Here is a 24916-nt window from a genome sequence, read left to right on the forward strand (position 1 = left end):
CGCAGCCCCGCACCGGACGCGCGCTCGGACCGCACCGGACGTGGGGAGGGGATGATTTGGGCGCCACCAGCGCCGTCCGCTACGCTGTTCCGGTTGCCCGCGCGCCTCGACGCCGTGGGCCTGCGACCTCTCACCGGACGACCTTCAGGAGTACACCGTGGCTGCCACTTGCGACGTCTGCGGCAAGGGACCGAGCTTCGGTCACAGCATCTCGCACTCGCACCGCCGCACCAAGCGCCGTTGGAACCCCAACATCCAGCGCGTGCGCACCACCATGGGCGGCACGTCCAAGCGACTCAACGTCTGCACCTCCTGCCTGAAGGCGGGCAAGGTCACCCGCTGACCTCCCCCTCGCAGGCACGTGAGCCGGCGGCACCCACCAGGGTGACGCCGGCTTCGTCGTCCCTGAGGTCGCGGCTCCCGACGCCGGGGGCCTGCGCCGGGCGACGTGCGCGGTCGGCCGGTCGCCTGCCTCACCCCCCGTAGTGGTCCCAGCCTCCCCGGGCCGGGTCGAGCCGGTCCGGACCGAGCCACACCCCCGCCCCGTCCGCGCCGGGCCCGGCCACGTCGCCGAGCACGACCCACCCCGGCGGCGGCGCCCCGGGCGCGAAGGTGGCGAGCAGCACGTGCTCCTCCCCGCCACCGAGCACGGCCGTGCGGGCCGGGACGGGGCTCAGCCCGTCGAGGTCGGCGGCGAGCGCGTCCACCACGTCGGGCCGGAGGTCGACCCGGACACCGCTGGCGCGGGCCACGCGGTCGGCGTCGCGGACCAGCCCGTCGGACACGTCGATCATCGACGTCGCCCCCGCGAGCGCGGCCCGCGGTCCCTGGTCGAGGTCCGTCCAGGGCCGTCGGTGGTAGTCCACCCAGGGCCCCTCACGCTGTCCGTCGAGCAGCTGCGCGAGCCCGGCGCCCGAGCGCCCCAACGGCCCGGAGACGGCGAGCACGTCGCCCGGACGGGCGCCGTCGCGCAGCACCGGGCGCTCCACCCCCTCCGGCAGCTCGCCCAGGGCGGTGACGCCGACCATGACCACCCCGTCCGGCGCCGCGCTGAGGTCACCCCCGACGACCGGCACGCCGGTGCGCCGCGCGGCCCACGCCATACCCTCGGCCAGGCCGCGCGCCCACGCCAGCGGCAGCCGCGGGTGCGCCGCGAGGGTGACGAGCAGGCCGGTGCCCACTCCCCCCATCGACGCGATGTCGGCGAGGTTCTGGGTGGTGGCCTTGACCCCCACGTCCTGCGGCGTCGACCAGTCGTCGCGCCAGTCCTGGCCCAGCACCATGGTGTCCGTCGTCGCCAGCACCGCACCCCGGCGCACCCGCAGGTAGGCCGTGTCGTCGCCCGGCCCGACGTGCACGCCGTCGTCCGGCTGGTCGGCGAGGGCGGCGAAGACCTCGCCCAGCACGCCGCGCTCCCCCACGTCACCGAGCACCGGCCCGGTCGGCGGGCCTCCGTCCGGGCCCACCCGTCCACCGTCCTCGCTCGCGTCCACCCCCGCACGGTAGCCTCCCATCCACCGCGCCGGATCAGGAGGAAGCCGTGGTCAAGGCATACATGCTCGTCCAGACCGAGGTCGGGGCCTCTGCGCAGGTCACCCGCACCCTCCGCGGCCTCACCGGGGTGGTGAGCGCGGAGGACGTCGCCGGGCCCTACGACGTCATCGCCGTCGTGCAGGCACCCACCGTCGCCGAGCTGGGGCGCGGGGTGATCGCCCGCGTCCTCGAGGTCCCCGCCATCACCCGCACGACGACGTGCACGGTCGTCGAGCTCTGAGGGGCCTGCTGCCCGCGGCCGCCGTCGCCCTCGCGCTCGGCGGGTGCGCGGACGAGGCCGTGCGCGCCGTGCCCTTCGACGCCGCCGACTCCGCGCCGTGCCAGGAGGTCGCCCGCCACTGGCCGAGCACGATCGGGCCCTACGAGGCCCGGGTCACCGCCGTGCAGTCCGAGGGCGTGGCCGCCTGGGGCGACCCGCCGATCGTCGCCCGGTGCGGCAAGACGCCCCCCGGGCCGACCACCGACCCGTGCATCGACGTCAACGGCGTCGACTGGGTGGCCACCCGGCTCGACGACGGGGGCACGATGTTCACGACCTACGGGCGCGAGCCGGCGCTGGAGGTGCTGGTGCCGGCGGACTACGACAGCCACCCCCTGCTGCTGCCGCCCCTGGGCGAGGCCGCCGAGGCGGTGCCGCAGACCCTCGGGGAGTGCTCCTCGGCGGACGGCTGAGCTCAGCGCAGGCCGAGCGGGCGCTCGAGCGCCAGGGTGATGAGCTCGTCGACCAGCTCGGGGTAGCTCAGGCCCGAGGCGGCCCAGGCCTGGGGGTACATCGAGTAGGGCGTGAAGCCGGGCATGGTGTTGATCTCGTTGAGGACCACCTCGCCGCGCGGGGTGACGAAGCAGTCCACCCGGGACAGCCCCTCCGCGTCGGCGACCTCGAAGGCGAGCGCGGCGATCCGGTGGATCTCGTCGCGGATCGGCGCCGGTATGTCGGCCGGCGCGGTGATCTGCACGCTGTCCTCGTCGAGGTACTTCGCCTCGAAGTCGTAGAAGTCGTGCGCACCGGAGACGACGATCTCGCCGCACTCGCTCACCCGGGGCGGCTCCGAGCCGCGGCCCCCGAGCACACCGCACTCGATCTCGCGGCCCTCGATCCCCTGCTCCACGAGCACCTTGGGGTCGTGGTCACGCGCCTTGTCGACGGCCACCTCGAGGTCCTCGGGGCGCTCCACCTTGAAGACGCCCACGGAGGACCCGGCCCGGGCCGGCTTGACGAAGACCGGGAACTGCAGCGCCGACGCGGCGTCCAGCGCAGCGGCCCGGTCCCGCTGCCACTGCCGGTCGGTGATGAGGGTGTAGGGCCCCACCGGCAGCCCGGCCGAGGCGAAGAGGACCTTCATGACGTGCTTGTCCATCATCGCCGCCGACGCCATGACCCCGCACCCGACGTAGGGCAGGTCGGCGAGCTCCAGCAGGCCCTGGATCGTGCCGTCCTCCCCGAAGGGCCCGTGCAGCAGCGGGAAGACGACGTCGACCTCGCCGAGGGGGTGCACCTCCCCCGCGGCGTCGACCCAGGTCCACTCGTGCTCCACGCCACCCAGCGGCACGATGACGCGCCGGCCGGTGTCGGTCACCGCCGGGAGCCGGCCGTCACGGATGTCGAGGGCTCCCGGGTCGTCGTCCACGAGCACCCAGTGGCCCTCGCGGGTGATGCCGACCGGCACCACGGCATACCGCTCCCGGTCCAGCGCCCGGAGCACGCTCGCGGCCGTCGCGCAGGAGATGGCGTGCTCGTCGGAGCGGCCGCCGAAGACCAGGGCGACGCGGCGGCGGCGGTCGGGGGCGGGTGAGGTCTGCGTGTCCATCGCCGACGAGCCTAGCCAAGGTGACGGGGGCGCCCGCGCAGGACGCGCACGCCGCTCAGTGACGCTCGTGCTTGCGCGCGCGGGTCATGAGCTCGCCGGTCAGCCGCTCCGGGGTGACCACCCCGTCGACCACGGCGCTGACGCCCTGGCAGATCGGCATCTCCACCCCGTGCCGGGCGCCGAGCTCGACCACGCTGCGGCAGGACTTGACGCCCTCGGCCGTCTGGTGCGGCACGGCGAGGATCTCGGCCACGGTGCGGCCCTGCCCGAGGGCCACGCCCACCCGGTGGTTGCGCGAGAGCGGGGACATGCACGTGGCGATGAGGTCGCCGACCCCGGCCAGCCCCATGAGCGTCGCCGGGTCCGCGCCCAGCGCCTGCCCCAGGCGGGCGGTCTCGGCGAGGCCGCGGGTGATGAGGCTGGACTTGGTGTTGTCGCCGTACCCCAGCCCCTCGGCCATGCCGACGGCGAGGGCGATGACGTTCTTCACGGCACCACCGAGCTCGGCGCCCACGACGTCGGTCTGGGTGTAGGGCCGGAAGTAGGGCGTCATCACCGCGGCGGCGACCCGGTCGGCCGTCGCGTGGTCGGTCCCGGCGACGACGCTGGCCGCCGGCTGCCGGGCGGCGATCTCCCGGCTGAGGTTGGGCCCCGTGACGACGACGACGCGGCGCTCGTCGATGCCGCTGGCCACGATGACCTCGCTCATCCGGCGACCGGTGCCGAGCTCGATGCCCTTCATCAACGAGACGACCGGTGCCCCGTCCGGCAGGTGCGTCCCCCAGGCGTCGAGGTTGTCCTGCAGGCTCTGGCTGGGGACCGCGAGGACGACCAGGTCGGCGCCGTCCGCCGCCTCCCGCGGGTCGGCGGTGGCGGTGACGACGGGCCCGAGCTCCACGTCCGGGAGGTAGTCGGGGTTGCGGTGCTCCTCGCGCACCTGCCGGGCCACCTCGGGGCGGCGCGCCCAGAGGGTCACCCGCTCGGCGCCGGCGTCCGCCAGGACCTGGGCGAAGGCCGTGCCCCAGCTCCCGGCACCGAAGATGGCGGCCCGCGTCACCGGCCCCCCTCCCGGTGCTCGTGCGGGCGCTCAGGCGGCGTCTCGCCCCGCAGCGTCGCCAGCTGCGCGGTGATCGCGGCCATGATGCGCGTGGTCGCCTCGGTGTGCGCCCGGGGGTCCTCCGGCCGGTCCTGCAGGTCCGACAGGTCCACCGGCGGCCCGGCCAGCACCTGCTGCACGGGGCGGGCCAGGAGGTTGCCCGGGCGCCGGGCGTAGCGGCCCAGGAGGTGCTGGGCACCCCACTGCGCGACCGGCACGACGGGCGCCCCCGAGGTGAGGGCCAGGCGGCCGACCCCGGCTTGGCGCGCATGGGCCACAGGTCCGGGTCCCGGGTCAGCGTGCCCTCCGGCATGATCGCGATGCAGCGGCCCTCCTGGAGCGCCTCGCGGGCGGCGACGAGCGCGTCGCGGGCCCGGGAGCTGGCGCGGTAGACCGGCACCTGCTCGAGGTGGGTGAGGGCGCGGCCGAGCAGCGGCACCTCGAACAGCGAGGACTTGGCCAGGTAGAACGGCGGGTGCCCGTGGTCCACGAGGTAGTGCGCGAGGGTGATGGGGTCCACCTCGGAGTAGTGGTTGCCGGCCACGATGAAGCCGCCGTCGGCGGGGAGGTGCTCGCCGCCGGCCCAGTCCCGCCGGGTCGCGACCTGCAGCAGCGGCCGCACGGTGGTGATGACGGCGTGGTAGGACCAGGGCAGGTCGTGGTGGCTGGGCTGGCGTCTCACGACGGTCATCTTTGCATCCGGCACCGGTGGTGGCGAGGATGCACCGGTGAGCCCGATCCCCCGCGTCTCCCGGCCCGCGACCCGGTGGCGGCTGGTGGTCCCCGTCCAGCGGGCCGAGCGGGCCAAGACCCGGCTGGTGGCGCCCGAGGGCGTGGGCAAGGTCGCGCTGGCCCGCGCCATCGCCGCCGACACGCTGGACGCGGTATGCCGTGCCCTCACCCCGGGTGACGTCGTCGTCGTGACCTCCGACCGGGCCGGCGCGGCGCTGGCGGCCGGGCTCGGCGCGCGGGTCGTCGACGACCCCGGGGCGGGCTCAACGCCGCGGTCGCCGCCGGCCTGGAGGCGGCGGAGAGGTCGAGGACAGGTGGCCTCGGCGTCCTGCTCGGCGACCTGCCCTGCCTGCAGCCCGCGGACCTGGTGACGGCGCTGGAGGCCTGTGCCCGGCACGAGCGCGCCGTCGTGCCGGACGCCGACGGCACGGGGACCGTGCTGCTCACGTCGGTCGGCGGGGTGCCCGAGCCGCGCTTCGGCGCGGGCAGCGCGGCCCGGCACGCCGCGACGGCCGCGCTCCTCGAGCTGGACCTGCCCCGCCTGCGCCGCGACGTCGACACGACCGCGGACCTGGGTGACGCCGTACGCCTGGGCATCGGGCCGCGGACGACGGCCGCGCTCGGGGCCGAGGGATCCCCCCGGCCCCCGGCCTAGAGTGGGCGGCATGCAGGCGAGCGTGCACACCTACGACCTGGACGCGCGCACGGGCGAGGTGCTCCTCGACACCGGCCGCGTCCTGCCCTTCCCCGCCGCTGCCGTCGAGGGCAGCGGGCTGCGTCATCTGCGGGTCGGCCAGCGGGTGAGCATCGAGGTGGCCGACGGCGCGGACCCCGAGACCGCGGGCGCCACCGTCTCCCGCGTGTGGATCGTCGGCATCGGCGAGGGCGAGACCATCAGGTGAGAAGGCCAGGCCGGCCGGCCCCGGGGCTCAGCCCTTGCCCTTGCCCTTGCCGCCCTTCTTGTCCTTGTCCTTCTTGCCCTTCTTCTTCTTCCCCTTGCCGCCCTGGGTCGTGGTCTTCGAGGACGCCTTCTTCGCCTTCGTGGCGACCTGGTCGTTCTTCACCCGGGCCAGCTCGGCCTTCTTGGCCGAGATCATCCCGGCGGTGATGTCCTCGCCTCCGGCGAAGACCACGCCGGCGCCGCCCGGCGCCGACGGTCCGGTCTCGGACTCGACGGGAGCCGCATCGCTGGGTGCCTCCTTGCGCACGCTCGAGGGGGTACCCGAGGTGGCCCGCTTCTGCGCGCGTCCCCCCTGCGCGGACGACCGGATTGCCCGCCCGCCCCGCGCGTCCGCCCCCGCCGGGCGACGCACGCTGGCCGGTGCCCCCGAGCGGCCGGTCCCGGCGTCGGCCACGGCGCCCCGGATCCCGGCGGAGCCCTCCGCCGGCAGCCCCGCGGGGTCGGCGACGACCTCCTTGAAGTAGGTCCCAGGTCGGAACCGCGGGCTCGTGGTGCGTGCGATGGGAACGCGGTCGCCGGTCCGCGGGTTGCGCCCGGTCCGTGCGGCCCGCTGCACCCGCTCGAACGTGCCGAAACCGGTGATCGCCACCGAGCCCCCGGAGGCGACCTCGCGCAGCACGACGTCGACCAGCGCCTCCACGGCCGCCGTGGCGGCGGCCCGGCCGCCCAGCCGTGGCGCGAGGGCCTCGATCAGGTCTGCCTTGTTCATGCCGCACCCTCTCCACCGTGCCGAGCGTGAGGCCGCAGGTCAGACGCCTGCGCCACGCGCTCCCCACGCTACCGCGACGACGCCCCCGACATGCGGAACGGCCCCCACCGCGACTGCGATGAGGGCCGTTCGACACGGGTAGCCCCGACGGGATTCGAACCCGCGCTACCGCCTTGAGAGGGCGGCGTGCTAGGCCGCTACACAACGGGGCCGTGTCCGACGCTGACTGCGCCGAGCGGAGAGCCTACCCGACCGGGTCGACCTCCACGAAATCGAGAGCGGCGTCTCGATGTCGCGCTGGGGTACCAGGACTCGAACCTAGAACAACTGAACCAGAATCAGCCGTGTTGCCAATTACACCATACCCCAAGGGGTATCTCCGTCCCGTGACCGGGCGGCGAACCGAGGGATCACTCTACCGTGCCCCTGTCGTCGACCCAAATCCCCGGGCTGCCCGAGGCGTCGCGGCTCAGAGCGAGGCCCGCAGCCGCCGCAGCCGGTCCAGGGTCTCCTCCCGGCCGAGGATCTCCATCGACTCGAACAGCGGCGGGCTGATGCGCTGCCCCGAGACGGCGGTCCGCAGCGGCCCGAAGGCGAAGCGGGGCTTGAGGCCCAACCCGTCGACCAGCGCCTCGCGCAGCGCCGCCTCGATCCGGTCGTGGGTCCACTCCACACCGCCGCCGAGCGGCTCCGGGGCCGCGCCGGAGATCGGCTCGAGCGCCGCCACGGCCGCGTCCAGCACCGCGGGAGCGTCGTCCTTGAGCTGCCCACGGGCGTCCTCGGCGATCTCGAGGTCGGCGCCGCGGACGAAGAACGGGCGCACCATCGGGACGGCCTCGGAGAGCACCTGGATGCGGGTCTGGATGAGGTCGGCGACCGCCTCCAGCCGGGCGAGCTCACCCATGTCGCTCTGCTCGCCCAGGACACCGGCCTCGCGCAGGACGGGCAGCAGCCGGGAGGTGAACTCCGGCAGGGACAGCCGGCGCAGGTGGTCGCCGTTGATGGACTCGGCCTTCTTCTGGTCCCACCGCGCCGGGTTGGGGTTGACGTCGGCGACGTCGAAGGCCTGCACGAGGTGCTCGGGGTCGAAGATGTCGCGGTCCGGGCCGATGGACCAGCCCAGCAGCGCGAGGTAGTTGATCATCCCCTCCCGCACGAAGCCCCGCTCGCGGTGCAGGAAGAGGTCGGACTGCGGGTCCCGCTTGGACAGCTTCTTGCTGCCCTCCCCCAGCACGAGCGGCAGGTGGGCGAAGGTCGGGACCCGCTGCGCGACCCCGATCTCGATGAGCGCGCGGTAGAGCGCGATCTGCCGCGGCGTCGAGGACAGCAGGTCCTCACCGCGGATGACGTGGGTGATCCGCATGAGGGCGTCGTCGACCGGGTTGACCAGCGTGTAGAGCGGCTGGCCGTTGCCGCGGACGATGACGAAGTCGGGCACCGATCCCGCCCCGAAGGTCACCTCGCCACGGACCAGGTCGGTGAAGGCGAGGTCCTCGTCAGGCATCCGCAGCCGCAGCACCGGCTCGCGGCCCTCGTCGCGGTAGGCCTGCTTCTGCTCCGCGGTGAGGTCCCGGTCGTGGTTGTCGTAGCCGAGCTTGGGGTCGCGGCCCGCGGCCCGGTGCCGCGCCTCGACCTCCTCGGGGGTGCTGAACGACTCGTAGGCCAGGCCTGCCTCGAGCAGCCTGCGCGCCACGTCGGCGTGCAGGTCGGCGCGCTCGCTCTGCCGGTAGGGACCGTAGGGTCCACCGACGCCGGGGCCCTCGTCGTAGTCCAGCCCGAGCCACGCCAGCGCGTCCACGATCTGCTGCATCGACTCCTGCGAGTCGCGGGAGGCGTCGGTGTCCTCGATCCGGAAGACGAGCGTGCCGCCGTGGTGGCGGGCGTAGGCCCAGTTGAAGAGCGCGGTGCGCGCCAGTCCGACGTGCGGCGTCCCGGTCGGGCTGGGGCAGAAGCGCACGCGGACGTCGGGGCCGGTGACGTCGTCGTGCTCGGTGGCGGAGACAGGTGCGGAGTGCGTCGTCATGATGGGCGCCAGCCTACTTCGCGCGCGACCCGGTGGACGCCCCTCGGCCGGGCGTCGGCCGACCACCGCGGGGTATGCCTCAGCGCCCCATCAGCGCGGTCGTCACCGACTCCTGCATCCAGGAGAGGAAGTCGTAGTAGGCCATCTTCTGCGCCAGCGCCGGGTCCAGGTCGGTCTCCCCCGCCAGGGCCGCCTCGAGCTCGTGGTGCAGGCGCTCGGAGTCCTCGTCGGTGCGCAGCCCGAGCCGCTCCCCGAGGATGAGCCGCGCGTCGGTGAGGGCGATCGCGAGGGCCCGCCCCTGGTCGAGGTCGAGCTCCAGGCGCGGGGGTGATGCGCCCTCGAGGGCGGCGATGGCCGTGGCGAGGGTGCTGGCCTTGCGCTGACGCAGCCCGTGCTCGGTGAGGCGCCGGAACTCGGCCGCTTGCTCGTCGTCGTCGCGGGAGGCCGGCGGCAGCAGCCGGCGCAGCGCCGGGTCGCTCGGCTCGGTGGGGTCCACCTCGTCCCCCAGCCCGGCGACGAGGTCGAGGAAGGGGTCGCCGGTCTCCGGGCGCTCCGGGGCCACGAAGTCCCGGGTCAGCCTCAGGACGTGGACGACGACGGCGATCTCGTCGGCGTCGAAGGAGGCGACCAGCCGCTCACCCCGGCGGCGGAACGCGCGCGCCATCCCTCAGTCGTCCTTCTGGAAGGTGGCCCACAGGCCGTAGCCGTGCATGGCCTCGGTGTCGGCCTCCATCTTCTCCCGCGTACCGGTCGAGACGACCGCGCGGCCGACGGTGTGCACGTCCATCATGAGCTTCTCCGCCTTGCTGCGGCTGTAGCCGAAGTGGGTCTGGAACACCCAGGTGACGTAGCTCATGAGGTTGACCGGGTCGTTCCACACCAGGGTCACCCACGGGCTGGCGGACTCCGGGCGGTCCAGGACGGCGACGCCCCCCTGCTCCTGCGGGGTGGTCGTCGGGCCGTCCGGCGGGGCCGGTGGGCTGGGGGTGTCGATCGGCACGCCCCCACCATAGGGTGCGGGGGTGAGCCCGAGCACCGCCCTGCTGACCGACCACTACGAGCTGACGATGATCCAGGCCGCGCTCGCCAGCGGTCACGCCGAGCGGCGCTGCGTCTTCGAGGCGTTCGCCCGGCGGCTCCCCGAGGGGCGGCGCTACGGCGTCGTCGCCGGCACCGGCCGAGCGCTGGAGGCGCTGCGCGACTTCCGCTTCGGCGAGGAGGAGATCGCCTTCCTCGCCGACCGGCAGGTCGTCGACCGCCGCACCCTGGACTGGCTCGCCGACTTCCGCTTCCGCGGCGACGTCTGGGGGTATGCCGAGGGCGAGGTCTACTTCCCCGGGTCGCCCTTGCTCGTGGTCGAGTCCGGCTTCGCCGAGGGGGTGGTGCTGGAGACGCTCTTCCTGTCGGTCCTCAACCACGACTCGGCCGTCGCGTCGGCGGCGTCCCGGATGACGGCGGTGGCGCACGGCCGCCCGTGCATCGAGATGGGCAGCCGGCGCACGCACGAGGAGTCGGCGGTCGCGGCGGCGCGCGCGGCATACCTCGCGGGGTTCGCCTCCACCTCCAACCTCGAGGCGGGCCGGCGGCACGGCATCCCGACGATGGGGACGGCCGCCCACTCCTACACGCTGCTGCACGACGACGAGCGCCAGGCCTTCGCCAACCAGCTCGCGAGCCTGGGGCTGTCCACCACCCTGCTGGTCGACACCTACGACGTGACCGGCGCCGTCGAGCTGGCGGTCGAGCTGGCCGGGAGCGAGCTCGGCGGGGTGCGGCTGGACTCCGGCGACCTGGTGAGCCAGGCCTTCGAGGTGCGCAGCCAGCTCGACCGGCTCGGCGCGCCGGACACCCGCATCGTCGTGACCTCCGACCTGGACGAGCACGCCATCGCCGCGCTGCAGGCGGCGCCCGTGGACGCCTACGGCGTGGGCACGAAGGTGGTGACCGGCTCGGGCCACCCGGCCGCGGGGATGGTCTACAAGCTGGTCAGCCGGGAGAGCGGCGCCGGGCGGATGGAGGGCGTGGCCAAGGCGAGCAAGGACAAGGCGAGCGTGGGCGGGCGCAAGTACGCGTTGCGCCGCCGGTCCCCCGCCGGCGAGGCCACGGAGGAGATCATCGGCATCAACGAGCGTCCGCAGGACGACGGCGACGACCGTGCCCTGATGGTGCCGCTCGTCGAGCACGGGGAGGTGGTCGCCCGCACCGACGTCGAGGCCGCCCGGGAGCACCACGAGCGGGCCCGCGCCGAGCTGCCGCAGCGGGCGCTGCGGCTCTCCCTCGGCGACCCGGCGCTGGCGACGACGTACCTCGACGACTGGAGCTGAGCACCGTCTCCTCAGGTGGGCGCCGGTCCCCCGTCCGTGCTGGCTGCCACCACGACGCCGGCGTCGCGCATCTCCTTGAGCGCCGCGTCCGTCGTCCTGGGGGCCACGCCGGCGCAGAGGTCGAGCAGCAGCCGGGTCTCCAGGCCTTCCGAGCGGGCGTCCAGCGCCGTCGCCCGGACGCAGTGGTCGGTCGCGATCCCGCAGACGTCCACGGTGGTGATCCGCCGCTCGCGCAGCCAGTCGGCCAGGGCGACCCGGCGGCCGTGGACCTCGGTGCTGCCCTCGAACCCGGAGTAGGCGGCCTCGTGCTCACCCTTGCGGAAGACCGCCTGCACGTGCTCCAGCGCGCCGGCGAGCTCGGGCCGGAAGTCGGCGCCTTCGGTGCCGACCTCGCAGTGCACCGGCCACGAGGTGACGAAGTCGGGCTCCCCGTCGGTGGCCCAGTGCTCCCCCGGGTCGACGTGCCAGTCCGCGGTGGCGACGACCGTGGCGTAGTCCTGCGCGTGTGCGGTCGCGTAGGCGCTCACCCCCTCGGCCACGGCGACACCACCGGTCACCGGCAGCGACCCGCCCTCGCAGAAGTCGTGCTGGACGTCGACGATGATCAGGGCTCGGCTCATACCCTCGATCGTGCCACCTGCCGCCGACCGCCGCAGGGGCGCGGCCCCGAGCGGGTCGCGCCTGACGGCCGGGGCCCGCCTAGAGGGGCGGCTCAGCGCCTCTTGACCACGTTGGTCCCGGCGGCCTTGTCGTGCAGCGCCTGGTTGTTCGCGTCCCACAGCGGCCAGAGGACGTTGATGATGGTGAACAGGCCGAGGAAGCCGAGCGCGGGCGACAGGCTGCTCACCAGGTTGGGGCCCTGGTAGACCGCGGAGCGCAGCAGCACCGCGCGCCACGTGGGGAGGCCGGGCTCGTCGCGCAGCCGGACGCGGAGCCCGGTGACGAGCTTGCCGACGGTGCCGCCGAAGAACTTCACCATGAGCACCTCGTAGGCGAGGCCGAGGACCGCGGTCACGAGCCCGAGCTGGAGGATCCAGTCCTCCAGGACCACGGGCATGGCGCCCGTGGGGTCGGGATCCATGACGTAGTCCTCCATCGCGCCGCGCACCTCCGGGCTCATCGTGGCCACGACGAGCACGGTGCTGACGACGAGGGCGAGCAGGCCGTCGATCAGGCGGGCGCCCACCCGGTGCCACCAGCCGGCGAGCGGCTGGCCGTCGGGGGTCGTCGGGCCGGGCTGCGGCTGGTAGCCACCCGGCACCGGCCCTCCCTGCCACTGGCCCTGGTAGGGGTTCTGCCCGGTCTGGCCGGCGTAGGGGTTGGGCTGCTGGCCTCCCTGCTGGCCCCAGCCCTGCTGGCCGTAGCCGCCCTGACCCTGCTGACCCCAGCCCTGCTGGCCGTAGCCGCCCTGACCCTGCTGACCCCAGCCCTGCTGACCCTGGCCGCTCTGGCCCTGCTGACCCCAGCCCTGCTGACCCTGGCCGTAGCCGCCCTGGCCCTGCTGGCCCCCCTGCTGCGTGGCGTCGCCCGCCTCGGGCGCCCGCCACTGCTGCCCGGCCTCGGCGAGGTTGGGCTTCTGCTTGGGTGCCGTGTGGTGGGTCCACTGCACGCCGTCCCAGTAGCGGAGGTTCTGCGCGTCCTCGGGGTCGTCGTACCACCCTGCCTGCTGACTCATGGGGCCAGACTATCCGCGCGAGCGATCTGCTCCGCATACCTGTGCACGCCACATGCACCCCACCTGCACCTGTGCGCGGTCGTGCAGCCGGTGCATGCCGTAGAACCTCCGTACCGGCTGCATATCCGCGCACAGGTCCGGGGCAGGCGTCGCACATCTCACCACCTGTGGACAACTCCCCGTCCACGAGACCGGGATCGGCCACAGTGGGTCACCATGGAGCACGTCCAGGCCCGCCTGTCCGCCCAGCACCACGTCGCGAGCGGTGACGACCTGCGGGCCCTCGGCCTCAGCCGCACCCAGGTCCGCAGGCTCATCACCGACGGCGTGCTGGTGCGGATCCGCAAGGACTGCTTCGTGTCGGGCGAGGTATGGCGTGGGGCGGCCCCGTGGCAGCGGCACGACCTGCGGGCGCGCGCGGTCGCGACGAAGCTGTGCGGACCGGGCCGCCCCTACGTGCTCAGCCACCACAGCGGGCTCGGGGTCCGCCGGATCGGGACCTACGGGGTCGACGACAAGGTGCACCTCACGCGGACCGACGGCCAGCGGGGGCGTAGTGACGGCGTCGTGCACGTCCACCCACCGGTCAGCCCCCGCTGGGTGATCGTCCCTGAGGACCCGGCGAGCCGGGAACCGCCCGTCGTCGACCCTGCCCTGGCCTGTCTGCAGGTCGCCGGGTCCATGGGCCTCGTGGCCGGGCTGGTCAGCGCGGACATCGCGCTGCGGGAGAAGGCGACGACCATCGAGCAGCTGCAGCAAGCGGGCCGAGAGGGGTCCTTCGGGCACGGAGCCCCCGCCGTCCGCACCGTGGTCGAGCACGCCACCGGACTGAGCGGGTCGGCCGGCGAGACCCGGGCTCGCTGGATCATGCTCGAAGCCGGGTTGCCGGTCCCGGAGCTCCAGGCGACGATCTGCGACGAGTACGGCGAGCTGGTCGGCTTCGTGGACTTCCTGCTGCGGGAGGCCTGGACGGTGGTCGAGTTCGACGGCGCGCTGAAGTACGGCTCCTCCCTCGACCTGATGGCCGAGAAGTGGCGCGAGGACCGTCTCCGCGCGCTCGGCTACGAGGTGGTACGCATCACCTGGGGCGAGCTGGACCACCCGGAGCGCGTCGTCGCCAAGGTGCGTGCGGCGATGGCCCGTGGGGTCGCTCGGCACGCGTTCCCTGCCTGAGACTCAGCCCTGCAGCGTTTGTCCTCATGCCCGGCCTGTGCACGTCCTGCGCAGCCTGTGCGTGCGGTAGAACCTGCGCACCGACTGCATATCCGTGCACAGGCACGTAAGGGGCGGATGTGGCGTGCACAGGTCATGGTCCGACCGCGCGTCCGGTGCGTCCTGACCGCGCGTCCGGTGCGGGTATGCCGTCAGCGTCGGCCGACGAACCAGCGGCGGATCGTCTCGATGCGCTCGAGCACCTGCTCGGACGTGGCGGTCGCGAGCTCGGGACCGCCGCAGGTGCGGCGCAGCTCGGCGTGCACGACGGCGTGCGGCTGGCCCTTCTTCTGGGCGTAGGCGGAGACCAGCTTGTTGAGCTCCTTGCGGTGCTCGGCGAGCGCCCGGTGGGCGGAGACGGCCTGGGCCCGCGCCTGACCGCCGTCACGTCCCACCTGCTTCTTCTGGCGCTCCCGCAGCAGGGTCGCGACCTGGTCCGGCTCGAGCAGCCCGGGCAGGCCCAGGTAGTCGTCTTCGTCCTCCGACCCGGGCACCCCGCCCAGGCCGAACTGCTCGGCGTCGAAGAGGACGTGGTCGAACTCCGCGTCCGACCCGATCGCCTCGTAGCTGCCGGTGAGGTCGTCCGAGGCGCCCTCGGCGGCCTGCGCCTGCTCCAGCAGCCCGTCCTCCTCGGACCACAGCTGCTCCTCCCCGGTGTCCTTCCGGTTGAGCGCGTGGTCGCGCTCCAGCTCCATCGATCCGGCGTGCCCGAGCAGCAGCGGCACGTTGGGCAGGAAGACCGAGGCGGTCTCCCCACGCCGCCGGGCCCGGACGAAGCGGCCCACCGCCTGCGCGAAGAACAGCGGCGTCGACGTCGACGTGGCGTAGACCCCCACCGCCAGCCGCGGCACGTCCACCCCCTCGGACACCATGCGGACGGCGACCATCCAGCGGGAGTCGCCCTCGGCGTACTCCTCGATCCGGGCCGACGCCCCCGCGTCGTCGGAGAGCACCACGGTCGCCGCCTCACCGGTGATCTCCCGCAGCTGCTTGGCGTAGGCGCGGGCCGAGCGCTGGTCGGAGGCGATGACCAGGCCGCCGGCGTCCTCCACGTGCCGACGCACCTCGCTGAGCCGCTTGTCGGCCGCCCGCAGCACCGCCGGGACCCAGTCGCCGGCCGGGTCCAGGGCGGTGCGCCACGCCTGCTTGGTGACGTCCTGCGTCAGCGGCTCCCCCAGCCGCGCCTCGAGCTCGTCCCCCACCTTGGTCCGCCATCGCATCGTGCCGCCGTAGGACAGGAAGAGCACCGGCCGCACGACGCCGTCGCGCAGCGCGTCGGCGTAGCCGTAGGTGTAGTCGGCCGAGGAGCGCAGGATCCCCTCGGCGTCCATCTCGTAGCGGACGAACGGGATGGCCGCGGTGTCGGACCGGAAGGGCGTCCCGGTGAGGGACAGCCGCCGGGTCGCCGGCTCGAAGGCGTCGCGCACGGCCTCCCCCCAGGACAGCGCGTCACCGCCGTGGTGGACCTCGTCGAGGATCACCAGGGTGCGCGCCGCCTCGGTGCGTGCGCGGTGCAGCAGCGGCTTGCTGGCGACACCGGCATACGTCACGGCGACCCCGTCGAAGTCCTGGCTGTGCCGCCCCTGGGCGTTGGCGAAGCGCGGGTCGATGCGGATGCCGACCTTGGCGGCCGCCTCGGCCCACTGGGTCTTGAGGTGCTCGGTCGGTGCCACGACCGTGATGCGCTGCACCTCACCCCGGTCGAGCAGCTCCGTGGCGACGCGCAGGGCGAAGGTCGTCTTGCCCGCCCCGGGGGTCGCCACGGCGAGGAAGTCGCGCGGGCGCTCGGACAGGTAGGTCTGCAGCGCGGTCGCCTGCCAGGCGCGCAGCTTGCCCGCCGTGCCCCAGGCGGCGCGCTCGGGATAGGCGGGGGGCAGGTGGGAAGCGGCTGAAGTGGACATCGACTCGTCAGGATAGGTCGTTTCCGGATCCGACTCACCCGGCCCTCCCGGTGCCCGCACGGGGCCGCACGCCGTGGTATGCCGTGCCTGCCGGCTGCCGACACGCGCACCGGGGCGCGCCTAGACTGGGGCGCATGAGCGTCCGCATGTCCGACCAGCCCCTCGACGCGCCCGAGGCACCGAGCCAGCCGTCCACGCAGACCGCCGTGCTGGAGCGCGAGGACACCCGGGTCCAGCCCGACCTCTCCGAGCCGGGCGACCACGAGCGCTTCTCGCACTACGTGCGCAAGGAGAAGATCATGGAGTCGGCGCTCAGCGGCGACCCGGTCATCGCCCTGTGCGGCAAGGTGTGGGTGCCGGGTCGGGACCCGCAGCGCTTCCCCGTGTGCCCGCAGTGCAAGGAGATCTACGAAGGGCTGCGCGAGCCGCAGGACGGCGGCGGCTCCGGCGGGGGTCCCGGCGGCGGCGAGGGCTGAGCCCACCCCCCGGCGACGGCGAGGGCTGAGCCCACCCCGGACGGCGCCGGGTGTCAGTTGCGCTCGGGGTGCTCGGTCCAGGTCGTGAGGAAGGACGCCGCCGAGCGCTGGCGCAGCAGCACGTCACGCCAGAGGCCGGTGGTGTCCGCGCGGAAGGCGTCGCGCGGCTCCCGGGGCACGACCTCCCACGCCCCGTGCCGGATCTCGGAGTCGAGCTGGCCGGCCGACCACCCGCTGTAGCCCACGAAGATCCGGAAGGCGCCGAGCTCGGGCACGACCAGCGGCGCGGGGGCGTCGAGGTCGACCAGCCCGATGCCGCCGAAGAGCAGCTGGGTGCCGAGCGGGGGGTCCTCCGGCAGGTGGCCGGGCACGCTCACCAGCCCCATGGCCGTGTCCCGGCCCACCGGGCCGCCGCGGAAGAGCACCCCCGGGTCGGTCACGAAGGGCTGCCACTCCGGCAGGACCGCGTCGACGCCGGCCTCCATCGGCTGGTTGAGGACGAGCCCGTGGGCGCCGTCCTCGTCGTGGTGCAGGACCAGCACGACGGACCCGGCGAAGGGGTCACCGGTGAGCGGGGTGGCCACGAGCAGCTGGCCGGTGACCTCGCCCCGATCCCGGCGCTGCGGGCTCACGACCGGCCCCTCGTCGGCGTCGAGGTTGCGCCCATGTCCCCATCATGACCCCACCGGCGCCGGGTCGTCGCGGCGACCCAGACCCCGAGCGCCACGCCCAGCAGGTCCGTGGCGGCGTCGAGCGGGTCCGCCTGGCGACCGGGTGCGAGCACCTGCTGCAGCGGCTCGCTCACGAGGGCGTGGAGCACCAGGACGGGCACGAGCCAGCGCGCCCGCAGCCACCACGCGAGGGCGGCCGGCACGGCGAAGGCGACCAGGTGGCCGACCTTGTCCAGACCGGGCACCCCGTCCGGCCCGGGCATCTGCGGCGCGTAGAGGCCGTAGGCCTGGACGAGCAGCGACACGAGCAGCGCGAACCACCCGAGCACCACCACGAGGTCCAGGCCGGGCGGTCGCCCGGGAGGGCCGCCGGTCAGCTCGTCTCCTCGCGCCGCGCCCGCGCGGCCGCCTCGACCGCCTGGGCGACCGCCTTGGTGGCCTTGGGGTTGAAGACGCTGGGGATGATGTAGGTCGGGTTGAGCTCGTCGGCGGTGACGACGTCGGCGAGCGCCGAGGCCGCGGCCAGGAGCATCTGGTCGTCGATGTGGTCGCTCGCGGCGTCCAGCAGGCCGCGGAAGACCCCCGGGAAGACGAGCACGTTGTTGATCTGGTTGGCGAAGTCGCTGCGCCCGGTCGCGACGACGGTGGCGTGCTTGCCGGCCTCGACCGGGTCGACCTCGGGGACCGGGTTGGCCATGGCGAAGACGACCGCGTCGTCGTTCATCCGGGCGATGTCGTCGCCGGTGAGGATGTTGCCCGCCGAGACACCGATGAAGACGTCCGCCCCGACGAGGGCCTCCTGCAGCGTCCCGGTCGCGAGGCCGCGGTTGGTCTGGCTGGCGATCCACGCGAGGTTGCCGTTGTCGCCGCGCATGACGTCAGGACGCCGCGGGTGGATCACCCCGTCGACGTCGGCCACGAGGACGTCGGTGGCCCCGGCCTGCAGCAGCAGGCGGATGATCGCGGACCCGGCGGCCCCCGCCCCGGACATGACGATCTTGACCGACCCGAGCTCCTTGTCCACCACCCGCAGGGAGTTCTTCAGCGCGGCGAGCGCCACGATCGCCGTCCCGTGCTGGTCGTCGTGGAAGACGGGGATGTCCAGCTCCCGCCGCAGCCGGGCCTCGATCTCGAAGCAGCGGGGCGCCGAGATGTCCTCGAGGTTGATCCCGGCGAAACCGGGGGCGATGGCCTTGACCACGCGCACGATCTCGTCGCTGTCGTGCGCGTCGAGGCAGATGGGGAAGGCGTCGATGTCGGCGAACCGCTTGAAGAGCGCCGCCTTGCCCTCCATCACCGGCATCGCCGCGAGCGGCCCGATGTCCCCGAGGCCGAGGACGGCCGACCCGTCGGTCACGACCGCGACGGTGTTGCGCTTGATGGTGAGGCTGCGCGCGTCCTCCGGGTTCTCGGCGATGGCCTGGCAGATCTTGGCGACGCCGGGGGTGTAGACGAGCGACAGGTCGTCGCGGTTGCGGATCGGCAGCTTGGACTTCACCTCGAGCTTGCCCCCCAGGTGCGCGAGGAAGGTGCGGTCGCTGACCCGGCCGATCTCGACCCCGTCGACCTCGCTGATGGCCTCGACGACCTCGGCGGCGTGGTCGGTGCCGTAGGTCGCGATCGTGAGGTCGGCCTGCAGCCGCTCGGTGCCGGAGTCGCTGATGTCGACCGCGGTGACCATGCCGCCGACGTCCGCCACCGCGGTGGTGATCTCGGAGACGGCGGTGACGCGGGCCGGCAGCTCGAGGCGGACGGTGATGGAGTTCGACACAGAGGGGACGGGGCTCATGGCCCCATTGTGGCGCGTCCGGCCGCGCGAGGAGTATGCAGCCCGCCCCGGCGCGCCGTGCCCGCCGCCCTGGCGGGGCTCACCACTCGACGACGACGTCGCACCAGGTGCGCAGGAGCTCCTCGTCGTGGGAGGCGACCAGCACCCCGCACCCGGTGGCGTGCTGGTGCTCGTGCACGGCCCGTGCGACCGCACGCGCGGTGGCGGCGTCGACCATCGACGTCGGCTCGTCCAGCAGGAGGAAGTCCGCCCCCAGGGCCAGGGCCCGGGCCAGCACGACCCGCTGCAGCTGGCCGCCGGACACCTCGTCCGGTCGGCGGCTGGCCAGCTCCGGGGCCAGACCCACCTGGTCCAGCATCCGGGCGACGGTGGTGTCGTCGCCGGCCCGCCCCGCCAGCCGGGACGGCTCGAGCAGGCTGCGGCCGAGGGTCCAGCGGGGGTCGACCCCCTGCCGCGGGTCCTGCGGCACGAACGCGATGCGCCGGCGCAGGGCGGCGGGCACGGCATACCGGTGCCGTGGACCGGGCGCCCGTCCACCCGCACCTGGCCGGCGGAGGGGCGGTGCAGCAGCGCGAGGGTGCGCAGCAGCGTCGTCTTGCCGGCTCCGGAGGGCGCCATGAGGCCCGTGGTGCGGTCCGGGCGGACCCGCAGCGTCACCCCGCTGCGCACCAGCGTGCCCCGGCCGCGCCGCAGGGTGAGGTCCACGGCGGCGAGGCCGGGTCCCTCCTCGTCGCCCGGTCCTCCCCCGTCGCCCGGTCCTACCCCGGACGCGGAGGGCACCGCGGCGGCCGTCGACGGGCGCTGCGCCGTGGTGGCGTGCGGGGCCAGGCGGTGGGTGGCCCGGCGGGCCCGGTCGATCACCTCACCGACCGGCACGTCCGCGCCACGGGACCGCCCGCCGTCGATCTCGACCACGGCGTCCGCGGCCTCCTCGGCGAGCCTGAGGTCGTGGGTGACGACGAGCACCGCCCGGCCCTCGTCGTGCGCCAGCGCCGTCAGCCCGGCCGCCGCCGCCCGCGCGCGGGGCCGGTCCAGACCGGTGGTGGGCTCGTCGGCCAGGACGAGCCCGGGGTCGCCGAGCAGGGCCAGCGCGTTGGACACCCGCTGCGCCTGCCCGCCGGAGAGCTGGGAGGGCAGCCGCCGCCACCACTGCGGCTCCACGTCGTGCCGTCGCATCGCCGACCGCACCGAGGACGGCACCGCCGTGGCCGGCACGTGGACCCGCGCCTTCTCGGTGAGGTGGTGGCCGACGGTGAGCACGGGGGTCATGGCGCCCACGGGAGCCTGCGGCAGCCACGCCGCGACGCGGCCACGCACCCGCTCGCGCACGGGCGCGCCGGGGTCGACGAGGTCGACGGCACCGGCGTCGTCGTCCTCCCACCACCCGTGGCCGCGGACGAGGGAACCGATGGGCAGCAGACCCAGCAGGGCGGCCAGGAGCGTCGTCTTGCCCGCGCCGCTGGGGCCCAGGAGCACCACGAGGCGTCCGCGCGGCACCCGCAGGTCCACCTGCTCCAGCACCGTGCTGTGACCTCCGCGCCCGTCGGGCAGGGCCACCCCGAGGCCGTCCACCCGGAGCCCTCCCCGCGGCCCGGTCCCGTCTGCCGTCGTGCTCATGCGCGCCCCCGGGACGCCGGGCGCAGCCGCTCGCCGAGCGCGAAGACGACCAGGCTCAGCCCCACGAGCAGCAGGCCGGGCAGCACCGCCGGCCACCAGTGCCCTGCGAGGACGGCCGTGCGCGACTGCTCGATGATGGTGCCGAGCGAGGCTTGGTCGTCGGGCAGCCCCAGCCCGAGGAAGCTCAGCGCCGACTCGTGCATGATCGCGTGCGGCACCATGAGCACGGTCGCGAGCACCACCCGGCCCATGACGTGCGCCAGCAGGTGCCGGGAGAGCACCCACCAGCGCCCGGCGCCGGCCCCGACCGCGGCCTCGACGAAGCCCACGCCCTGCAGGGCGAGCAGCTCGGCCCGCACCAGGCGCGCGGTGGTCGTCCAGTGGGTCAGGGCGACGCTGAGGATCACGCTCCCGAGCGAGGGCCCGAGCAGGGCGACGATGACGATGCCCAGCACCAGGTGCGGCAGGGCGTTGACGGCGTCGACGAGACGCATCAGGAGGCCGTCGACGACGCCACCGCCGGCGCGGGAGGCCAGCGAGCCGGCGAGCCCGCCCACGACCACTCCGACGACGCTGGAGACGAGCGCCGCCACCAGCCCGACCAGGAGCGACACCCGGGCACCCGCGAGGCTGCGGGCCAGCAGGTCGCGACCCGCCTGGTCGGTCCCGAAGGGGTGCTCGACCGAGGGCGGTAGGAAGGCCTGCGTGAAGTCCGCCCGCTGGTCGGCCGCGCCCGCGCCCAGCAGCAGGACGACCACGACCACGCCGGCCAGGACGGCCCACCAGGGTCCGGACCCGCCCCTCGGCGCCGCGCGCCGGTTCCCGGACCAGGGCCTCGAGCGGGCCCCGGCGACCTCGCGCCACCCCTCAGCCGTCATGACGGCCCACCCTCGGGTCGACGACGCGGTAGGCGATGTCCGCGGCGAGGTTGCCGAGCACCACCAGCACGGTCGTGAGGACGGTGAGGGCGGCGAGCAGCGGGAAGTCCAGGCGCAGCGCGGAGTCCACGGTCGCGCTCGCGACCCCCGGCCAGGAGAACACCGTCTCGACGAGCACGGCGCCGGTGATGAGCTCGGGCACCCGCACGCCGAGGACGGTCACCAGGGGCAGCAGCGCGGGCCGGACGGCGTGCTGGCGCAGCAGCCGCGACGTCGGTATGCCGCGGGCCCAGGCCGCGCGCACCGGCACCCCCGCCAGGGCGTCGCGAGTGGCGTCGCGGACGACCAGACCGAACCACGGCAGCTGGGACAGCGCCAGCACCAGGACCGGCAGGACGGCGTGGTGCAGCACGTCCAGCGGCTGCACCGTGCCCGAGCCCGGCGAGGTCGCCCCACCGGTCGGGAGCCACCCGAGCCACACGGCGAAGACCCACACGGCGACCAGACCCAGCCAGAACGGGGGTGCCGCCTGGAGCGCGAGCAGCCCCCCGCCCACCATCCGGTCCGCCCACGACCCGGGCCGGGTCCCGGCCACCCCTCCGACGACCAGGCCCCCGAGCACGGCCAGCACCAGCGCGGCGGACATGAGCCCGAGGGTCCACGGCAGCCGCTGCGCGATGACGGTGACGACGGGCGAGCGCTGGCTGGAGGACGCGCCGAGGTCCCCCTGCAGGGCGTTGCCCCACCAGGAGGCCCACTGCTGCACCGCCCCGCTGTCGGCGGCCCGGTCCCGCATCGCCTCGAGGGTCGGCCCGTCCATCGTCAGGGCCCGCTCCCCCAGCGTGGCGAGGACCGGGTCGAAGGGCGTGCTCTGCGCGAGGGCGAACATCACGAGGGTGACGCCTGCCACGAGGACGGGGAGCAGCAGCAGCCGTCGGACGAGGAGCCCGGTCAGCGGTGAGCGGGCGGGGCGGAGCCGGTCCTGCAGCCTCACCCGCCGGCGATCGTCCACGACGGGAGGTTCCACCAGGGTCCGCCCTGGAGACCGTGCTCGTGCGGCTCGACGAGCGGCACGTCATACCCCGCCCAGGTGTCCGCCTCGATGACGTAGTCGTGCTCGACGTAGGCCAGGAAGACCCAGGGCAGGTCCTGTGCGAGCTGCTCCTGGACCGTGGCGTAGGCCTCGACCCGCGCCGTCTCCTCCTGCGCGGCCCGGCCGGCCTCGAGGGCCGCGTCCATCTCCGGCGAGTCGTAGCCCCCGGGGTTGTCGAAGCCCTGGAAGGCCCGCGTGGAGTGGAAGAGGGGGTAGGTCGACAGGTCGGCGTTGTAGGGGTTGCCGCTGCCGTAGACGAGGGCGTCCTCGGCCATCCGCGGCTCGATGGCCTCCCAGCTCAGCCCCTCCGGCTCGACCTCGATGCCCAGCTCGGCAGCCTGGGCCTGGACCTCGAGCGCGACGTTCTGGCGCAGCGTGTCGCCGGCCGGGTACATGAGCGTGAAGGCGGCCCGCTGCCCGTCCCGGGCGCGGACCCCGTCGCCACCCTCGACCCAGCCGGCCTCCTCGAGCCCCTGCTCGGCGGTACCGGGGTCCGCCTCGACCTCGAGGACGTCGGAGTACTCGGCCGCCTCGGGCGGGATCGGTCCGTAGGCCGGGCGGCCGGCGCCGGCCAGGGCGCCGTCGACGACCGCCTGGCGGTCCAGCCCGGTGTGCAGGGCCGAGCGGATGGCGGGGTCGCCGGTCACCTCCCCCGCCTCGGGCAGGACGAGCGCCCGGAAGTCGGCGGTGTCGCGGCGGACCACGTCGTAGGCCTCGTCGTCCTCGAAGCGGCCGAGCGCCTGCGTGGGCAGGAGCGCGGCGTCCACCTCGCCGGAGGCGAGCCGGGCGGCGCGGGCCGCGTCGTCCTCGACGAAGAGGAAGGTGGCCCGGGTGACCTCGGGCTGCTCGCCCCAGTAGCCGGGGTCGGCCGCCAGCACCAGCCGCTCCCCCGCACGGTAGCCCTCGACCTGGTAGGGGCCGGTGCCCACGACGTCCTGCGGGGAGGTGGCGTCCACCTGGTCCGCCGGCAGGATGCCGAGGGTGGTGGTGGTGACGAACGCGGACTGGGGGTGCGCCAGGGTGAAGCGGACGGTGCGCTCGTCCACGGCCTCGACCGACTCCAGCGCGGTCAGGTCGGCGGCCACCGGTGAGCCGTTCTCCGGGTCCAGGGCCGCCTCGTAGGTCGCCACCACGTCCTCGGCCCGCAGCTCCTGCCCGTCGTGGAAGCTCACGCCCTCGCTGAGCGTGAAGGTGTAGGTGAGGCCGTCGTCCCCCACCTGCGGGAGCTCCTGGGCCAGGACGGGCTCCGGGCGCAGGTCGGCGCCGAGCCGCACCAGCCCCTCGACGATCTTGCCGTCACCCCAGCGGGCGTAGCCCAGCACCGGGTTGAAGCTGTCCGGCTCGCCACCGGTCGCGACGACGACCTCGGTCGCCGCGGAGGACGTGGCGGCGCCTCCCTCCCCGCCCCCGGGCGAGGTCGCGGTGGGGTCGGTGCAGCCCGCCAGCACCACGCCCGCGAGGACGACGGACGCGAGGGGGGCGGCATACCTGTTGCGAAACGTTCGCATGACGCGACCGTAGCAGGAGCGCCGGGGCATGGAAGAAGGCGAGCGGTGCCTGTGTTGGAACCCGCATGAGCACCGTAGATCTGACCGCAGACACCTTCGAGCAGACCGTCACGGACAACGACATCGTCCTGGTCGACTGGTGGGCCGAGTGGTGTGGCCCGTGCAAGATGTTCGCCCCCAACTACGAGAAGGCCTCCGAGAAGTACGACGACGTCGTCTTCGGGAAGGTCGACACCGAGGACCAGCAGGCGCTGGCCCAGGGTGCGGGCATCAGCTCGATCCCGACCATCATGGCCTTCAAGGAGGGCGTGCTCGTCTTCCGCCAGGCCGGCGCCCTCCCGGCGCGCGACCTCGAGTCCGTGGTCGACCAGGTGCGCGAGCTGGACATGGACGAGGTGCGGGCCAAGCTGGCCGCGGCCGAGCAGGAGCAGTCCGCCCAGCAGTCCTGAGCGCGCTTCGCCTCAGGCCCGTCGTGCCCCCCGCCGCCGGGTGACGAACCGCATCACGCCGTAGATGATGGCGGCGTTGATCGCGGCGCCGACCACCACACCGACGGAGCCCGAGACGGCGCCGTCGACCTCCATGGCCGAGTCCATGAGCCCGGTGACGGCGGCCGACCAGGGCAGGGTGAGGATCACCGCGAACACCCCGGACAGGGCGTCGTCCCCGAGCAGGATGAAGAGCAGCCCGACGAGCACCAGGGCCAGGTAGACTGGCGTGGCGATCATCGGGGCGCGTGACCACGACACCGTTTCCATGGGACCTCTTCCTCGAGGACGGCTCTGCGGGGAAAGTCTGCCACGGCTGGCGTCCTCGCGGGTATAGACGGCGCTGGTGCGACGGTGCCAGACTCCCCCCAGGTGGTGGGGCTCCATCCGGGTGGTCCCGT

At 74.3% G+C, this 24916-nt stretch carries 29 protein-coding genes, 2 tRNA genes and 2 pseudogenes; 10 read left to right on the forward strand and 23 right to left on the reverse strand.

The genetic code is table 11. The features are described from left to right. The first annotated feature begins 157 nt into the window (after nt 1-157). Complete coding sequence (gene rpmB / locus FHD63_RS09610; protein ID WP_083190777.1) at nt 158-343, forward strand: 50S ribosomal protein L28; 186 nt, start codon at nt 158-160, stop codon at nt 341-343. A 130-nt stretch (nt 344-473) separates the two neighbouring features. On the opposite strand, the gene FHD63_RS09615 is transcribed toward rpmB, so the two are convergent. After that, on the reverse strand, nt 474-1493 hold the full coding sequence (locus tag FHD63_RS09615; RefSeq protein WP_238705611.1) for a thiamine-phosphate kinase: 1020 nt from the start codon (nt 1491-1493) through the stop codon (nt 474-476). A 47-nt stretch (nt 1494-1540) separates the two neighbouring features. Here FHD63_RS09615 and FHD63_RS09620 point away from each other — a divergent pair, with 47 nt between their 5' ends. Then, nucleotides 1541-1774 (forward strand): Lrp/AsnC ligand binding domain-containing protein, encoded by a 234-nt coding sequence (locus FHD63_RS09620; RefSeq protein ID WP_139721874.1) that lies wholly within the window; start codon nt 1541-1543, stop codon nt 1772-1774. Continuing rightward, complete coding sequence (locus FHD63_RS09625) at nt 1753-2226, forward strand: DUF3515 family protein (protein ID WP_139721875.1); 474 nt, start codon at nt 1753-1755, stop codon at nt 2224-2226. The genes FHD63_RS09620 and FHD63_RS09625 overlap by 22 nt, the downstream gene beginning before the upstream one ends. 2 nt (nt 2227-2228) lie before the next feature. On the opposite strand, the gene FHD63_RS09630 is transcribed toward FHD63_RS09625, so the two are convergent. The 4 genes and pseudogenes from FHD63_RS09630 to FHD63_RS16605 all read right to left on the reverse strand — a co-directional run. Continuing rightward, nucleotides 2229-3362, reverse strand: coding sequence for a D-alanine--D-alanine ligase family protein (locus FHD63_RS09630; protein ID WP_139721876.1), 1134 nt, complete (start codon nt 3360-3362; stop codon nt 2229-2231). Nucleotides 3363-3417: 55 nt separating this feature from the next. After that, the gene (locus FHD63_RS09635; RefSeq protein ID WP_139721877.1) at nt 3418-4419 is read right to left on the reverse strand and encodes an NAD(P)H-dependent glycerol-3-phosphate dehydrogenase; all 1002 of its coding nucleotides are present in this window, start codon (nt 4417-4419) and stop codon (nt 3418-3420) included. Then, nucleotides 4416-4676, reverse strand: a complete 261-nt coding sequence (locus tag FHD63_RS16600) for a hypothetical protein (RefSeq protein ID WP_238705612.1) — start codon at nt 4674-4676, stop codon at nt 4416-4418. Before FHD63_RS16600 ends, FHD63_RS09635 begins: the two co-directional genes overlap by 4 nt. 89 nt (nt 4677-4765) lie before the next feature. Continuing rightward, nucleotides 4766-5149 (reverse strand): annotated as a pseudogene (locus FHD63_RS16605) (lysophospholipid acyltransferase family protein); the annotation flags it as partial. Nucleotides 5150-5186: 37 nt separating this feature from the next. Between FHD63_RS16605 and FHD63_RS16270 the strand changes: the two are divergent. From FHD63_RS16270 to FHD63_RS09650, 3 genes are read left to right on the forward strand one after another with little or no spacing between them, the layout of a single operon-like run. Further along, nucleotides 5187-5561, forward strand: a complete 375-nt coding sequence (locus FHD63_RS16270; RefSeq protein WP_202978363.1) for a glycosyltransferase family protein — start codon at nt 5187-5189, stop codon at nt 5559-5561. Further along, nucleotides 5558-5845: a glycosyltransferase family protein gene (locus tag FHD63_RS16275; RefSeq protein WP_202978364.1), complete on the forward strand. Its 288-nt coding sequence runs from the start codon at nt 5558-5560 to the stop codon at nt 5843-5845. Before FHD63_RS16270 ends, FHD63_RS16275 begins: the two co-directional genes overlap by 4 nt. 10 nt (nt 5846-5855) lie before the next feature. After that, nucleotides 5856-6092 carry a hypothetical protein gene (locus tag FHD63_RS09650; RefSeq protein ID WP_139721878.1) on the forward strand — a complete coding sequence of 79 codons (237 nt, stop codon included), beginning with the start codon at nt 5856-5858 and terminating at the stop codon, nt 6090-6092. Nucleotides 6093-6119: 27 nt separating this feature from the next. On the opposite strand, the gene FHD63_RS16280 is transcribed toward FHD63_RS09650, so the two are convergent. The 6 genes from FHD63_RS16280 to clpS form a co-directional block, all read right to left on the reverse strand. Continuing rightward, complete coding sequence (locus FHD63_RS16280; protein WP_202978365.1) at nt 6120-6860, reverse strand: HU family DNA-binding protein; 741 nt, start codon at nt 6858-6860, stop codon at nt 6120-6122. A gap of 139 nt (nt 6861-6999) precedes the next feature. Continuing rightward, a tRNA-Glu gene (locus FHD63_RS09665) sits at nt 7000-7072 on the reverse strand. An 85-nt stretch (nt 7073-7157) separates the two neighbouring features. Continuing rightward, nucleotides 7158-7229: transfer RNA gene (locus FHD63_RS09670), tRNA-Gln, on the reverse strand. 100 nt (nt 7230-7329) lie between these two features. After that, complete coding sequence (gene gltX / locus FHD63_RS09675; RefSeq protein ID WP_139721879.1) at nt 7330-8883, reverse strand: glutamate--tRNA ligase; 1554 nt, start codon at nt 8881-8883, stop codon at nt 7330-7332. Nucleotides 8884-8962: 79 nt separating this feature from the next. After that, nucleotides 8963-9547 (reverse strand): DUF2017 family protein, encoded by a 585-nt coding sequence (locus FHD63_RS09680; RefSeq protein ID WP_139721882.1) that lies wholly within the window; start codon nt 9545-9547, stop codon nt 8963-8965. Between the two features lie 3 nt (nt 9548-9550). After that, nucleotides 9551-9883 carry an ATP-dependent Clp protease adapter ClpS gene (gene clpS / locus FHD63_RS09685; protein ID WP_139721883.1) on the reverse strand — a complete coding sequence of 111 codons (333 nt, stop codon included), beginning with the start codon at nt 9881-9883 and terminating at the stop codon, nt 9551-9553. Nucleotides 9884-9950: 67 nt separating this feature from the next. On the opposite strand from clpS, the gene FHD63_RS09690 reads away from it, so the two are divergent. Then, nucleotides 9951-11207 carry a nicotinate phosphoribosyltransferase gene (locus tag FHD63_RS09690; protein WP_238705849.1) on the forward strand — a complete coding sequence of 419 codons (1257 nt, stop codon included), beginning with the start codon at nt 9951-9953 and terminating at the stop codon, nt 11205-11207. 11 nt (nt 11208-11218) lie between these two features. On the opposite strand, the gene FHD63_RS09695 is transcribed toward FHD63_RS09690, so the two are convergent. Both FHD63_RS09695 and FHD63_RS16610 read right to left on the reverse strand, forming a co-directional pair. Continuing rightward, the gene (locus FHD63_RS09695; RefSeq protein ID WP_139721887.1) at nt 11219-11827 is read right to left on the reverse strand and encodes an isochorismatase family protein; all 609 of its coding nucleotides are present in this window, start codon (nt 11825-11827) and stop codon (nt 11219-11221) included. A 92-nt stretch (nt 11828-11919) separates the two neighbouring features. Further along, nucleotides 11920-12882: an RDD family protein gene (locus FHD63_RS16610; RefSeq protein WP_139721888.1), complete on the reverse strand. Its 963-nt coding sequence runs from the start codon at nt 12880-12882 to the stop codon at nt 11920-11922. Nucleotides 12883-13098: 216 nt separating this feature from the next. Between FHD63_RS16610 and FHD63_RS09705 the strand changes: the two genes are divergently transcribed. Next, nucleotides 13099-14055: a type IV toxin-antitoxin system AbiEi family antitoxin domain-containing protein gene (locus tag FHD63_RS09705; protein ID WP_139721890.1), complete on the forward strand. Its 957-nt coding sequence runs from the start codon at nt 13099-13101 to the stop codon at nt 14053-14055. Nucleotides 14056-14246: 191 nt separating this feature from the next. Here the strand turns inward: FHD63_RS09705 and FHD63_RS09710 are convergent, their stop codons facing one another. Then, nucleotides 14247-15995: a DEAD/DEAH box helicase gene (locus tag FHD63_RS09710; RefSeq protein WP_139721892.1), complete on the reverse strand. Its 1749-nt coding sequence runs from the start codon at nt 15993-15995 to the stop codon at nt 14247-14249. A gap of 134 nt (nt 15996-16129) precedes the next feature. Between FHD63_RS09710 and FHD63_RS09715 the strand changes: the two genes are divergently transcribed. Then, the gene (locus FHD63_RS09715; protein WP_139721893.1) at nt 16130-16471 is read left to right on the forward strand and encodes a DUF3039 domain-containing protein; all 342 of its coding nucleotides are present in this window, start codon (nt 16130-16132) and stop codon (nt 16469-16471) included. A 53-nt stretch (nt 16472-16524) separates the two neighbouring features. Here FHD63_RS09715 and FHD63_RS09720 read toward each other — a convergent pair whose 3' ends face one another. The 8 genes and pseudogenes from FHD63_RS09720 to FHD63_RS09755 form a co-directional block, all read right to left on the reverse strand. Beyond that, the gene (locus tag FHD63_RS09720; protein WP_139721894.1) at nt 16525-17103 is read right to left on the reverse strand and encodes a YqgE/AlgH family protein; all 579 of its coding nucleotides are present in this window, start codon (nt 17101-17103) and stop codon (nt 16525-16527) included. After that, on the reverse strand, nt 17100-17477 hold the full coding sequence (locus tag FHD63_RS09725) for a VanZ family protein (RefSeq protein ID WP_174964927.1): 378 nt from the start codon (nt 17475-17477) through the stop codon (nt 17100-17102). Before FHD63_RS09725 ends, FHD63_RS09720 begins: the two co-directional genes overlap by 4 nt. 38 nt (nt 17478-17515) lie before the next feature. Then, nucleotides 17516-18931: an NAD-dependent malic enzyme gene (locus FHD63_RS09730; protein ID WP_139721895.1), complete on the reverse strand. Its 1416-nt coding sequence runs from the start codon at nt 18929-18931 to the stop codon at nt 17516-17518. A 79-nt stretch (nt 18932-19010) separates the two neighbouring features. After that, nucleotides 19011-19433, reverse strand: coding sequence for an ATP-binding cassette domain-containing protein (locus FHD63_RS17035; RefSeq protein ID WP_202978465.1), 423 nt, complete (start codon nt 19431-19433; stop codon nt 19011-19013). A 23-nt stretch (nt 19434-19456) separates the two neighbouring features. Next, nucleotides 19457-20548: pseudogene (locus FHD63_RS16905) on the reverse strand (ATP-binding cassette domain-containing protein); the annotation flags it as partial. Next, complete coding sequence (locus tag FHD63_RS09745; protein ID WP_139721896.1) at nt 20545-21426, reverse strand: ABC transporter permease; 882 nt, start codon at nt 21424-21426, stop codon at nt 20545-20547. The pseudogene FHD63_RS16905 and the gene FHD63_RS09745, both read right to left, overlap by 4 nt. Then, a complete protein-coding gene (locus FHD63_RS09750) occupies nt 21416-22420 on the reverse strand; it encodes an ABC transporter permease (protein WP_202978366.1) in 1005 nt (334 codons plus the stop codon). The genes FHD63_RS09745 and FHD63_RS09750 overlap by 11 nt, the downstream gene beginning before the upstream one ends. Further along, nucleotides 22417-24027 (reverse strand): ABC transporter substrate-binding protein, encoded by a 1611-nt coding sequence (locus FHD63_RS09755; RefSeq protein ID WP_139721897.1) that lies wholly within the window; start codon nt 24025-24027, stop codon nt 22417-22419. The genes FHD63_RS09750 and FHD63_RS09755 overlap by 4 nt, the downstream gene beginning before the upstream one ends. A gap of 65 nt (nt 24028-24092) precedes the next feature. Here FHD63_RS09755 and trxA point away from each other — a divergent pair, with 65 nt between their 5' ends. Beyond that, nucleotides 24093-24476: a thioredoxin gene (gene trxA / locus FHD63_RS09760; protein ID WP_139721898.1), complete on the forward strand. Its 384-nt coding sequence runs from the start codon at nt 24093-24095 to the stop codon at nt 24474-24476. A gap of 12 nt (nt 24477-24488) precedes the next feature. On the opposite strand, the gene FHD63_RS09765 is transcribed toward trxA, so the two are convergent. Beyond that, nucleotides 24489-24755 (reverse strand): SCO4225 family membrane protein, encoded by a 267-nt coding sequence (locus tag FHD63_RS09765; protein WP_139721899.1) that lies wholly within the window; start codon nt 24753-24755, stop codon nt 24489-24491. Between the last annotated feature and the right edge of the window lie 161 nt (nt 24756-24916).

The organism is Serinicoccus chungangensis (assembly GCF_006337125.1).
In the GTDB taxonomy this organism is placed as follows: domain Bacteria; phylum Actinomycetota; class Actinomycetes; order Actinomycetales; family Dermatophilaceae; genus Ornithinicoccus; species Ornithinicoccus chungangensis.